The sequence below is a fragment of the Candidatus Binataceae bacterium genome (assembly GCA_036495685.1).
Lineage (GTDB): Bacteria > Desulfobacterota > Binatia > Binatales > Binataceae > JAFAHS01.
Map to the genome: position 1 here is coordinate 15,303 of DASXMJ010000143.1, position 12,740 is coordinate 28,042.

11 protein-coding genes are annotated in these 12,740 nt (G+C 60.4%); 2 read left to right on the forward strand and 9 right to left on the reverse strand.

The genetic code is table 11. The annotated features are described in order from the left end of the window. Positions 1-119: 119 nt before the first annotated feature. Positions 120-386: a hypothetical protein gene (locus VGI36_13400; protein HEY2486140.1), complete on the reverse strand. Its 267-nt coding sequence runs from the start codon at positions 384-386 to the stop codon at positions 120-122. Positions 387-1,419: 1,033 nt separating this feature from the next. Between VGI36_13400 and VGI36_13405 the strand changes: the two genes are divergently transcribed. Then, positions 1,420-1,836, forward strand: a complete 417-nt coding sequence (locus VGI36_13405) for a hypothetical protein (protein ID HEY2486141.1) — start codon at positions 1,420-1,422, stop codon at positions 1,834-1,836. Positions 1,837-1,967: 131 nt separating this feature from the next. On the opposite strand, the gene VGI36_13410 is transcribed toward VGI36_13405, so the two are convergent. From VGI36_13410 to VGI36_13445, 8 genes are all read right to left on the reverse strand, one after another. Then, the gene (locus VGI36_13410) at positions 1,968-2,582 is read right to left on the reverse strand and encodes a cytochrome c (protein HEY2486142.1); all 615 of its coding nucleotides are present in this window, start codon (positions 2,580-2,582) and stop codon (positions 1,968-1,970) included. A 152-nt stretch (positions 2,583-2,734) separates the two neighbouring features. Next, a complete protein-coding gene (locus VGI36_13415; protein HEY2486143.1) occupies positions 2,735-5,752 on the reverse strand; it encodes an efflux RND transporter permease subunit in 3,018 nt (1,005 codons plus the stop codon). After that, positions 5,749-6,708 carry an efflux RND transporter periplasmic adaptor subunit gene (locus VGI36_13420; protein ID HEY2486144.1) on the reverse strand — a complete coding sequence of 320 codons (960 nt, stop codon included), beginning with the start codon at positions 6,706-6,708 and terminating at the stop codon, positions 5,749-5,751. The genes VGI36_13415 and VGI36_13420 overlap by 4 nt, the downstream gene beginning before the upstream one ends. Before the next feature lie 14 nt (positions 6,709-6,722). Beyond that, entirely contained in the window at positions 6,723-7,982 is a 1,260-nt protein-coding gene (locus tag VGI36_13425; GenBank protein HEY2486145.1) for a TolC family protein, read from the reverse strand. 46 nt (positions 7,983-8,028) lie between these two features. Beyond that, positions 8,029-9,435, reverse strand: a complete 1,407-nt coding sequence (locus VGI36_13430) for a HAMP domain-containing sensor histidine kinase (protein ID HEY2486146.1) — start codon at positions 9,433-9,435, stop codon at positions 8,029-8,031. 13 nt (positions 9,436-9,448) lie between these two features. Then, positions 9,449-10,129 carry a response regulator transcription factor gene (locus VGI36_13435; protein HEY2486147.1) on the reverse strand — a complete coding sequence of 227 codons (681 nt, stop codon included), beginning with the start codon at positions 10,127-10,129 and terminating at the stop codon, positions 9,449-9,451. Positions 10,130-10,187: 58 nt separating this feature from the next. Further along, the gene (locus tag VGI36_13440) at positions 10,188-10,838 is read right to left on the reverse strand and encodes a hypothetical protein (protein HEY2486148.1); all 651 of its coding nucleotides are present in this window, start codon (positions 10,836-10,838) and stop codon (positions 10,188-10,190) included. Then, entirely contained in the window at positions 10,835-12,226 is a 1,392-nt protein-coding gene (locus VGI36_13445; GenBank protein ID HEY2486149.1) for a selenium-binding protein SBP56-related protein, read from the reverse strand. The genes VGI36_13440 and VGI36_13445 overlap by 4 nt, the downstream gene beginning before the upstream one ends. A gap of 145 nt (positions 12,227-12,371) precedes the next feature. On the opposite strand from VGI36_13445, the gene VGI36_13450 reads away from it, so the two are divergent. Beyond that, a partial coding sequence (locus VGI36_13450) for an enoyl-CoA hydratase-related protein (protein HEY2486150.1) occupies positions 12,372-12,740 on the forward strand: 369 nt, incomplete at its 3' end.

Here is a 12,740-nt window from a genome sequence, read left to right on the forward strand (position 1 = left end):
GGTGGATACAACGATGCACCTTTATCATCGCCAAAGAAACGCTAGGCAAGCAAACCCGGCATCGCCGGGTCGTCTAGGAGGATCGAATGGAATCGATTAGTGCTTTCGGCGCTGGAAGATCAGACGATCAGCCCGATGGCGTCGCCTACCAGTCTGAACGGGAACAGAATAATCGTTCCGATGGCGTGAAAAGTCGCGCCGAGTACGCTGTCGGGTTCATTGCTGGTGGTAGTGGTCGAGGTCGTAATCGTCGTCGTGGGAGCAGATTGAGGCTCCTCCGAAGTGGTGGTGGTCGTGGTTTCGCTCTGACTGGAATATCCCTGAATGACCGCTGGAGTGATCAGCGTCAGTGATAGAGCGATGATCGGCAAAATCCGCCTCTGCATAGTGCCTACCTCACCGGACCCCGCCGACGGTTGGTCTTATATGAAAGAGACACCGAGCGGGGTCTTCCTCGCAAAGACCGAGCAAGTCCCATACCGATGAAGTTGAGGGAGATTTGTCTTCGCCTCTCAAAGAAAATGGAAACCTGACCGCCCGGCGGTTGTGCTAGTCACTTGTAAAAACTGCAAAAGACATGGTTCCAACTGAATGTTAGAGGCCAAAGAGAGTTAAAAGATCTTAGGCAGTTGTAGGCAGCGTTACCGCGGTGTTTTCAAGGTCCAGTGATTATCTGGCAACCTCACCTTCACCGAGAACGTCAGTCTTTTATCGCGCAACTGCCGTACGGATGTTGCAGGTTTTGCCAACGGCGAGTTGGGCCCTCTACATCGCAGCGCGGCGGTTCACCCCTCGCGACGACTGGCGCGGAACTCAAGCCGAGCAAGAAACTCTCGGCGCGTTTAGGAGGTGAGCTGGTGGCCAAGCGAAGCTCTCGGCCGAGCAGCGTATAAGATTTAGCGGCTAGCCTCCGAGCTCGAGAGAGCCAAGGGTGGTCCGGGTGCGGTTTTGCGTGCCAGAGACAGAGACCATCATGGCGATTGACTCGTAGTTGACCGGGTCACCAGAAGACAGGCCGCAACCGGCCGGTCCTTGTCACCGCTTTTGAGCGTAGCCTTAAAGGTCAACGTCTGCGAATCGCAGGCGCCGGAACGGCCAGGAGAGATGAATCCCGGCCGCGACGCGGTGGATCGGAGCTGTCATCAGACCGCAGACTCGCGCTGGACTCGGCGCCGACCCGTCGATTGCGTTCCCGATGCGATGAAATTCCATTCGACCTCGAGAGCGTCGCGAGGTCGCGACTTGCTGATGCGGCCCCTCCGCCAAGGTGGAACAGATCTGCGCATTTCCGAAGGTCAGCAAAGAAGAGCAAGAATTCATCGAAAGTTCGATCTGATGAAACAAACACAGGATCATGATGGCGATGTGAGAACTGGTGGCGGCGAAACTCAGGTCGTCCAAAAACAGCGTGGTTTATCGATGAATAACATGCAGTTGGCGGGTGAGAAGTTCGCACTGGGAGCCGGAGAAGCGCTCCGGATGCAAGGGTATGTCCAGTACTTGCGAGGACGGGTCAGCGTGGCGCACGGCGACGGATATCTGACCGCCCGCCGCTTCGTGTTTTGTCGAAAACCCCGAATGCCGTTCGGCCTCGGGAAGTTTTTCAAGGGTCGCAAGATCGTATTCGCGTTCGCTCTCGAGGACTTACAGTCGATCCACCAGCAGAAACACGGTCTTGGCAGGAAAGAAGTCTTCCGTCTTAGCAACAGTGCTGAATTTGGACTACTGTTCGGCTCGCGACGCGAGGCGTGGCTGCTCGCGTTTGGCGCCGCTATCCGACAGATCCGTCCCGGCAGCGCTCCGCGTTATCGCAAACAGTTGATTGAATTCGCGTAGTTAGCTGAGACGCTACGAAGTGTCGCGCCCTCTTGGAAACGCACTCCAGAGCATTTGCCGGTGATATTTCTGGGGGAACCCGACCCGGCCCTTCAGGGCGGCTTGCGACCCGAATCGGGATGGCCCAGTACCTATTTTCCTAACATCCGTATGTACGCGACCACGTCGTCGATTTGCTGGGCACTTAGTTGGTCACCAAATGAAGGCATTACCGCATCAGGATTCTGCTGCCGGTCGGTGCTCGAAATTTTCCCCGCGATCTCCTGGTCGCTCAATGCCGACATTGCGGTCGCATCGTTCCATGGGATGGGCGGTTGTTTGACGTTCAGCTCCTCGAGCTGAATGCCCTTGCCGGAACCGTCTTGCCCATGGCATCCCGCACATTTCATCATCACGATGTGTGCGCCCGCCGAAGAATTACCGCGCAATCCAATCCCATTGGTCGTGATCGGTGGCACCGGCGTAGTTACCGACGCCGGAGCCGGGAGGGGCGTGGGAACGACCCCAAAGGAGACGGTCGGCACCGCGGCGACCGATGGAACCGCAGCTACGGATGGAACCGCCGAGAGAGAACTCGAAGGTTCGTAGATTGTTTCCGGCGTGGGAGAAGCTGTCGGTGCGTTCCATGGGTTGCCGGCATGCCAGGGGTCGCCGGTATTCCAAGGATCTCCAGCAAGCACCGTTGCGCCGACCAGCAAAGAGGCAATCGCAACGATGCAGACGGAACGGATGGTGCGCGCTAGCATCAGCGACCTCTATTTTCGCAGCAGATCACCGGTCTGATCCAATAAAATTGCCTTCTCCGCATTGGCCACCCGAGCAGTAGCAGGTCAGCCGGACCCCTTCCCCACCATGGGCGAAAGGCTAGAGTCGTTCCTTCTCCCGCAGCCGTCAGCGATTATTGAGGACGGGGACGGGTTCCGAGCAGATAGATGCCTCCCGCCAGTTGCATGGACAGAAGCAGCGCGAACGCCAGCCCGCCAATTACCGCAACGCTAAGTGGCTGCTGCACCTTGGCTCCCGCACCGAGTCCTAAAGCGAGCGGGAACAAACCTGCGGCCGTTGCGAGAGTCGTCATCAGAATCGGGCGGAGCCGGATCCGCGCGGCAGACACGAGCGCATCTTTTGGCCGTACACCAGCCGCCACGTCATGCTCCGCATGGTCGAGCAGCAAGATACCGTTCTTCGCCGTGATGCCTGCGACCATGATTATTCCCATGAACGACGAGATGTTAAGCGTTATTCCGGTGAGATAGAGCGCAGCAACGCTTCCCGCCAGGCAGCCGACCGCGGCTACCAGGCACCCGAGCGCGGGTGTGAGCCTGCGGAATTCCCATATCAGGATCAGGAACATGGCGATCGTCCCGCTGATCAGAACGAGCAGCAGCTGCCCGAACGCCTCTTCCTGTTGCGCGTAGAGGCCGCCGTACTCAATCGATACGCCGGGTGGGAGCGCTATCGTTCCGAGACGCTGGCGGACCCGGGCCATCGCGGTGCCGAGGTCGATGCCGGCCAGCCGGGCGGTTACGTGCACCACCGGCCGCATCCGTTCGCGGCTCAGTTCGGCGCGCTGGCCGAGATAGTTCAGCTGCGTCACCGCGGACAGGGGCACGTGCCCATTGCTGGGGGCACGGAGCAGCACTTCCGAAAGCGAACTCAGGTCGCGGTGAAAGGATTCCGGATAGCGAACCCGCACCCCGACCAGCCGGTCGCCAGTCCGGATGCTGGTGGCAACGGTGCCCTCGATGGCCGCGCGCAGAGTCGCATATACGTCACTTGGCGTGAGCCCGAAGCGTGCCGCCGATGTTCCATCGACGACTATTTCCTGCTCTGGAAGGCTCAGGACAACACCGTCAAAAACATCAACGAGACCCGGAATTGAACGGAGTTCCCTTGCAACTGTGCGCGCCGTTTCTTCAATCTCTTGCTGATCGGCGCCGAAGATCTTGACCTCGATTGGTTCGGGAACCCCGGATAGATCCCCGATCAGATCCTGCAGCATCTGGGAAAATTCAACGCTCACGCCGGGTACGGACGAGGCAATGCGCTCGCGGACCGAATCAATAACCTGGTCGATGCGACGCTGGCGATCTGGTTTGAGCCGTACCGAAAGATCGCCACGATTGGATTCGGTGAGGAAAAATCCGTTTTGCGTTCCGGTCCGCCTGGCGAAAGCCGCAACCTCCGGCGTGGTTAGCAGAACCTGCTGGATCTGGTCCAGCAGTGAGCCGTTGTCGGCCAGGGTGCCTTCCGGTGGGGCTATGTAATCAAGGATGAAAGCACCTTCGTCGAGTTCGGGCAGGTAGTCGGTTCCAACCGCGCGGTAGAAAAGAATCGCCAGCAGCGCGGCTCCGGCGGAGAACAGGATCGCGAGTGGTGGCAGGCGGACGAACGGGCGCAGGGTCACCAGGTAGCCCTCGCTAATCAACTGGAAGATGCGTCCCGAGGGACGGCTGGACCCGCGAAGACGCGTGAACAGCATCTCGAGCGCCGGGGTGAAATAGAGGGCCAGACCGAGAGAGACTGCCAGTCCGGCTCCAAGGGTGAGAGCGAGGGCGCGAAAGAACACGCCGGTCACACCGCTCATGAAAACCAGTGGAACAAAGACCACGATCACGGTGAGAGTAGAGGCAACTAAGGGCCGAGACAGTTCCTTGAGGGCGGCCGGGATCGCGTCGGAGGTGGAGGCGCCGGTGGAGCGCGCTCGATGAATCCCCTCGATCATCACGATGGCGTCATCGATGAACAGGCCAATTCCCGCGGCCAGGCCACCCAGGGTCATCATGTTGAAGGTCAAACCCGCCGCCTTCATGATTGCGAAGGTGATTGCGATCGTGCAGGGAACCACAATCGCTGCGATCGCCGCGCTGGCAAAGCTGCGAGTGAAGGCGAGCACGATCAACACCGCGAGAACCAGGCCCAGCACGATTGCGTCGCGCACGCTGCGAAATGATTCTTCGACCAGCAACGATTGATCGTACGACACCGAGAATTCCACGTCAGGATAGCGCTGTCGCAGCTGCGATATCAGCGATCGTGCCTGTTCTGCGATCAGCGTGGTGCTGCCGCTGGTCTGCCGCGAGATGCTGACGAGGACCGCGGGACCATGTTCGGAGGCCGTGCGGATATAGTCTTCTCGAATGCCGAGTTCCACGGTGGCAATGTCGCGCACGTGCACCGGCGCGCCTGCCAACGTCGCGACGGTCAGGCCTGCGAGCGTTCGCGTCCCACCGACATCGGTCGTGACCACGGTTAACAGCATACGATGAGAGTCGAGCATGCGGCCCGCCGAGGCGATTACGTTGGCTTTGGCGAGGCCGTCGATAACATCCTGGGGCGAGAGCTGATGCTCGAGCATGCGAGCCGGGTCCAACCGCACGATGAACTCGCGATACTTTCCGCCTACCACGTCGACCCTTTGCGTGCCCGGGATTCGATGAAGACTCGGGACCACGTCATAGAATGCGATATCCGTCAGTTCCGCGAGACTTCGGGTCCTGGAGCTCAGGCTCACATCAATGATCGGAAAGGTCGCAGAGGTGAGAAGACGCGCCTCGACGGTGGTCCCCTCCGGCAGCCGGCTCTTGGCGTCTGCGACCGCCGCGTTCACGAGCTGAAAGGTGGTGGTGACGTTGGCGGATTGTCCGAAAGTGACGTCGATTTCGGCGCTGCCGCGGGTTGTGGTCGAGCGCACCAACGTCACGTCGTTGACCCCGTAGACAGCGCTTTCCAGCACCCGCGTCACCGACACCAGCATTTGTTCAGGGGGGAGGTCGCCGCTGTCCGCCATAACAATCATGCGGTTGAACTGCATCTCCGGAAACACCGCGCTCGGAATGCTCACGGCGAGAATCGTTCCGAGAACGCTGGCCGCGATAACCGTCAGAATTGCGAGCGTGTAGTTGGTGCGTGTCACGATGGTGCGCCGGCGATCCGGATCCTAAGTCCGTCGGAAAGCGCGTACCCGCCCGAGGTTATGACCTGATCGCCTGCTTTGATTCCGTCCAACACCTGGACCCTCGGACCGTCATGGACTCCGATGGTCACGTTCACCCGATGTGCACGACCGTCGGTGCCTGCCACGAACACGTGGTAGCGGTTCTGCCCCACATCTTGAAACAGGGCGGTGGCGGGGATTGCGAGCGCATCGGGAATATTGCTGGTAACGATACGTGCTTCTACCGGCGCGCCGATTTCCGGTATGGATTCCGAGCCGGTGAACTCAAGGCGAACGGGGGTCGTCGCGCTGCTCGCATCAAAACTCGGAATGAATGCAGCGACCTGAGCACGAAATGCGACCCCGGGTCTGAGACCGCTCGTGACGGTAGCGGGCATGCCCGGGGAAATCAGATGAAGCTCGTCGACCGGAATCGAAGCTTCGACATAGATACTGGACGGGTCGATCAACTCGACGATTGGATCGAGATCGGCGACCATCTGTCCGCTGGTCACCGGCGGACGGGATACGACGCCCGCTTCGGGCGCGATGATTGGAATTCCATCGCTTTTGTCGTAGCGATTGACAGATTCGGCCAGCGTTTTCGCTTCCTGCGGATCGAGCTTGCGCGCGATTGCAAGGCCCGCCTGGGCAGCTTCGATTTCGCGATTGACCACGTAACCAATCCGCTCACCCTTGCGAACCTGGTCCCCGTTCTTGAGACTCATTCCGCTCAGGCGTCCGGCTGCCGGTGCGCGGATGGTCACGTGATGATTAGCTACCGTAACGCCAAGTACGCGCAGGGTGCTGATCATCGGTGTGATGGTGGCGGGCGCTGCGGCGACCACCATCACGGGAGCGATTTCCTGAGACTCCTCGCCCGGGCTTTGTGGGCGGCAGCCTGCAGCCAGTATGAGGACCAGTGCTACGGGCACGATTAGGTGTCGATTCATCCGGTGCGACCGTAGAGCAAACTAGTCTGGGCCGCCGCGGCGCGCGCGTCGAACTGGTGACTGAAGCGATCGAGCCGAATCTGCTCGGCCTGCTGGTATGAGTCGAGAACCTCGAGCAGGGTTGCGCTGCCGCCGCCCAGAAATCGCGTCCACGCCATTGCGAATGCGTCGTCTGCGGTCGACTGGGATCGCGCCAGGATCGCAAGTGCCTGGGTGGCTTGCTCGTATCTAAGGGAGGCATCTTTCAGGCGGCGCTCCAGGAGATAGCGGGTTTGTCGAGATTGGGCCGTCGCGGCGTTCACCTTCGCCTTCGCCTGGTCGATGCGAGACGAGATTGCCCCGCCATCAAAAAGTGGCATGGAGAGAACTCCGTCATACGAGGCGCCGGAATTGTGAGTCGCAGTCTCCGGGGGGTCGATGCCTAGTGCGCCGGTAGTCAGTGCTATCTGGAAGGTCGGCAGGCGGGCAGCTTTGGCCGCTTTCACTTGCAGCTCGGCCGATGAAATGGCGCGCAACGCCGCTTGCATTGCCGGTGTTTCCACTAGGTCGCCACTGGGCAGCGACGGAATGTCGCTGGTCTCGACAATCTCGATATCTGAGGCATTAAAGTCACCTAGCAAGGACCCCAGGTTGGCGGTCGCGAGCTGCGTCGCGTTGTGCGCCGAGGAGAGTACCAGCTCCGCCGCATTGCGCGCGCTGCGGATCTTGAGGACGTCGTTGATAATCGCACGACCACTGGCCTGCAGCGCTTCGACCGTAGCTTCGTAGCGCGAAAGCCGCTGCAGGTTGAGCCCCAGTTCACGCTCGGACGCTCGGGCCCGCAGCAAATCGTAGTACGCGATGCTTGTGTCGAACGCGATTTGAGCGCGAGCCGCCGCGACTCCGAGCTGCGCGGCCTCGCTAACATAGCGTGCCGCGCGATATTGCGCTTCCCGGCGGCCCCAATCCCACGCCGTGTAATTGAGTGCAATCAGACCCGCCGAGAGGCCGCGGTTGGTGACGGTCGTGTTGTAACCTGGTGCCTGATAGTACTCGGTGCCGGCAGTCAGAGTCGGAAACAGTGGCGCGCGCTGTTCTCGCGTGCGGGCTTTGCTCACCTCGCTCTCTGCCGACACCATCGAGACCGAGGGTGCGAAGATGAGGGCACGGTCGATCGCTTCATTGAGCGTCAATGGTGCCGCCGCGACGCGACCAGTCCCCGTCGCCAGAAAGGCAACTGCGCCAAGCGCGATCCGCCATCCAACATTGAGCGTCATGCGCAGAAGCTATCAGCGTCGGATGCTGCTAGCTAATTAACGCACATTAAGCTTTCGCTGTGGTGCTGGCCGGCGATTCCGGCTCGCCGCTGAGAGTACCGGGACGCGTCGACGCCAGTGGCAGCGTGACCACGAAGTCGCTGCCGCCGCTCACCCGATTGCTCGCGGAGATCTGGCCTCGATGCAGCCTAGCGATTTCGCGGGAGAGGCTCAGTCCCAGGCCGCTGCCCTCACCGTTGGCGTGGGCACCACGAAAGAAGCGATCGAAGATCAGCGACAACTCGGCGGCTTCGATTCCCGCGCCGGTGTCCATAACGTGCAGGGTGACGATTCCATGCGCGGCATTGAGCAGCAACTCGATTTTGCCGCCAGACGGGGTGAATTTGAGGGCATTGTCTACCAGGTTGATTACCAGGCGGCGCAGGTGAGTCACGCTCCCCTCAACCCGAGCACCCGCGCTCACGCTTGCATGGAGTGCGATATTGCGCGACGCCGCAAGCGGTTCCACCGCGCCGACAACTTCATTCACGACCTCCCCCAAGTCGACTGGTTTGCGGTCTATGGAGACCTCGCCGTTGAGCCGCGCCAGCATTAGCAGTTCTTCGGCGATTTTGCAGAGTCCAACCACCTCCCGGTGCGCGTTGGTGAGGGCGCTCTGCTGCTCGGTTGGAGACCGATCGCGAGCGAGCGCTACTTCCAACCCCGATCGTAGGACGGCCAAGGGGGTACGCAATTCGTGAGCGGCGTCGGATGCGAATCGCCGCTCGGTTGCCGAGGCACGCTCCAAACGGTCCAGGAGTGCGTTGATCACTTCGATCAGGCGGCCGATCTCGTCCCGCACCGGTGAGGCTGCCAGGCGGCCGCGCAGATCGGTGGGCTCGATCGCTGCCAACGATTTTGCCAGGGCAGCGATTGGTGCCAGCGCACGGCTTGCAAGCAGATAACCGCCGCCAACGCACAGTGCTAGTACCAAGGGAACTGTAAGCAGGAGGGTCTTACGCAGCCGCTGGATCGAGTCCCGCACCGGTGTCACGTCGACGCCGTCCTGTAGAACGGCGGGCTCACCTTGAAAGGTGAACGGAATTATCGCGAAGCGGAATGCTCGATTGGAGCTCATGACCAGGCCGCGGAATTCGTTGTCAAAGGAAAGAAGCGGCGGGATCGCCCTTGGATCACCGAAATCCGCGACAACCCCGCTTGCCGTTACCAGGCGTACCCTGCGGTGCGGTCCCACATCATGTTCCAAGCTCAGTCGCCGGATGGTCTCGCGCGCCTGGGCCACATCGGCGCGGCGCAGTTGGTCAGCGCTGGTGTCGGCTTCCTCGAGCAACGCGGCATCCATCGGGCGCCATTGTTCGTGGGCAAACAGCCGCAGCGCAGCATATGCCGAGATGGTCAGGATCGCGGCCAGTATCAGTGCCCAATAAATCGTCAGCCTGAGGCGGATGCTCATGGCGGCGTGCAGGTTAGGGGGCCTTCATCGAGTAGCCCACGCCGCGAACAGTCGAGATCAACGAATTCTTCGGGTCGGCGTCGATCTTCTGGCGCAGACGGTTTACGAACACCTCGATGAGGTTGGTGAACACATTGTAGCCGGAGTCCCATACCGTCTCGGCGATCATGTCGCGGGTAACGATTTCTCCCGCATGACGCATCAATACTTCCAGAAGCATCGCCTCTTTTGGCGAGAGCGCTAGCGGTCTTCCCGCGCGGCGCGCGCGCCGCTTGACCGTGTCGAACTCGAGATCGGCAACCTTGAGAAGCGGCGATTGTGCAGTCGGCCTGCGTCGCGAGAGCGCATGGATGCGTGCGAGTAGTTCTGCGAAAGCAAATGGCTTTACGAGGTAGTCGTCGCCACCGCTCTCCAGCCCGGTCACGCGATCATCGACTGAACCGCGCGCGGTGAGAAACAGCACCGGTGTGGAGTCGCCGTTCTTGCGTTGTTCGCGAAGAAACTCAACGCCGCTTTTTCCGGGCAGGCCAATATCCAGTACCATCAGGTCGTAGGCGTGGCGGGCGAGAATCAGCTCGGCTTCCTCGGCCGACCTGACCCAATCGAGCGCAATACCCGCTTCGCTCAGTCCTTGGCGCAAATTACCCGCAAGGCGCTCTTCATCCTCGACCAGCAGCAAACGCAACGGCTGCATGTCCACAATGCTGGCACGCCGACCACGGGAGTTAAAGCCGGCTAGACTTTAGGTTGGCCTAGATAGCAAAGGAGATCACCCCGGCCGCCAGCAGGGCCCCTGCCCAGATGGTGTCCAGATTTATCCAGGCACTGCGCAGAATCGCGAGCCCCAGCTTTTCATAAACGAGCAAGGCGATAGTTCCCATCACCGCTACCATGGCCCCCGTATGCAGGAGCACCACGGCGATGGCCTGCGCTGCAGAGGTGCCTTGCGCGAGGGCAGCCATGTGGTGATGCATATGGTGCATCGGAGCGCCTGCCGGGTTCATCCCGAGCAGGATGGGGAACAGCATCAGCCCGGCACCGTGGGCCGACGCCATCAAGAAAGACCACAGCCCCAGTTCAGCGAAATTCACCCGCATTGCAACCCAGCGCGGGTGTGCGCGCGGTCGCACCAAGCGGAATACGCCAAATAGTATCAGCGCGACTGCGCCTGCCGGTTGGAGCCATTCAATGGCAACGACGGATTGAAGCCCCGCCACGATCGCGACGACCAAGCCGATCGCGACCAGGTGACCGATCGCGATGGGCACGAGTGCGCCAAGCACCCTCATCCGGCTGCGATCTTGCAGCCCGAGAGCGACCGCGAAAAGCCATCCCATCGATGGGTCGATGCCGTGGTAGGCGCCGAGCGCAACAACTGCCAGCCACGGCCACGCGCCACTCACGGATAGCAATAGGAATCGGATGAAGCGTCGCCGCCTTCGAGATGAATCTGATGTGGCCGCTCACCCTCGAACTTGATGAAAAAGTCCTGGTCGAGCGTCAAACCTCCGGACGGGTTCGCGTCAGCCTTGGCAATCCATCCCCGGACGCCCTCCGGGTAAAACTGCGCGTCCCAGGAACCATACAGAGAGTTGCTGAAGTAGATCCGTTTGCCGTCGCGGCTCATCTCGACCATCTGCGGACCGCCATTCAACGCACCGTCCTTGGGATGCGCTGCGTGCGAAACGATTCCGCCAAGGCGAAGACTGCCGGTGAGCTTGGGATTGTGCGGGTCACTCACATCGTATTGCTTGAAGTCACCAGTGCCCCAGCACGAGATATAGAGGAAGCGATCGTCGAGGCTCAGGTTGAGGTCCGTGATGAGGGGTGGGACAGCCTTGAAAGGTTTCAGCGCTGGCGGGAGTGCGGCGGGATCAGCGGCCTCCGCGGGAATTTCGATAACCTTTTTGATGGACCAGTCATCGCCCTTGCGATCCCACAGCCAGATCGACGCTGATAGGTCTTTGGTTGAAATCACGACGCCCACGAAGCCATAGGTCTTGGTCGGGTCGTGCGAGGGACGCAGCTCCAGCGCCATCTGGTTTTCCGCGCCGATATCGAGCGACTTCAGATGACGGCGCTTGCGCAGGTCCCAGATATGCACAGCGTGGCCGTATTTTCCGGCCAGCAGCAGATCGGGATTGATCCCGCTTTCAATCATGTTTGGCGTACCCCACTCGCTCGTCACGGCAACATCGTGGCCGAGATGCCACCAGAAATCGTAGGCCAGATACTGTGGACCCCGGTCGACTTCCCAGCGGCCAAGCACGTCGAAGCTTTCGTGATCGAGCAGGAAAATTCCACCGGGCCCATCACCGTCGGGTGTGCCCAATGCGCTTACATAGATCGCATCCGGTCCGCAATGGATCGTGTGCGGACGGCTGTAACCGGTCCGTTCGGCCAGTTCTTCGGGTTCGATCACCCGCACGATACGCGGGCGGCAGGGGTCGGGCTTGGTATCGAAAATGTAGATGCGCGATGAGCGGAGACCCGGAACGATCAGATAGCGGCGTTCGACATGGGGATGCGGCGCGTAAGGACACAATGCGGCGCTGCAGGCATTCCACCCGAAGTGGTGCAGCTCATCGCCGACCGAGGTGACTTCGGTCCGACCGACGACCTGCGAGTAGGTCTTTGACGCCGGATCGAGGTCGATCACGCAGAGCGCGTCGTGCTTGCCGTTCTGCGCGGTAGGATTGAAGTTCACCACGTACCCCAACTTCTCGCGCGGTGCGTTCATCGCCATTTTTGGGGATGGATAGAAGGTCTGATCCGGTTTCCAAAGAGCCATAGCCTTTGCTCGTGACTTGAGAGATAAGTTTGACCTTAGCCCAGCTGCGGAACTAGCGACAAGAATGATCGTATTCTCGTTCGGGTCGCACAAGTAAAGAGAGTGTGGAGCACCATACCGACACATAGGGGAGCACGGATCGAATATGGCATACAAGCAAATCGAATATGAAAAACAGGACGCGATCGCCCGCGTCATCTTGAACCGTCCGCAGTATCGCAATGCCCAGTCCCGCGTGTTGCTGGAAGAGATGGACGAGGCCTTCAACGAGGCCAACGCCGACGATGACGTGCGCGTGATAATCCTGTCGGGCCGGGGAGAACATTTCTCCTCGGGGCATGACCTGGGCACTCCCGACGAAAAGGCAGACGCGCAGCGACGCCCGTACGGAAAAGGTTTGCGGGCGCTTTATGAGCGGTCGCGACGGCTATTTCTCGACAACACACTCCGTTGGCGCGACCTCGACAAACCTACGATCGCACAGGTGCATGGCTACTGCATTTTTGGCGGATGG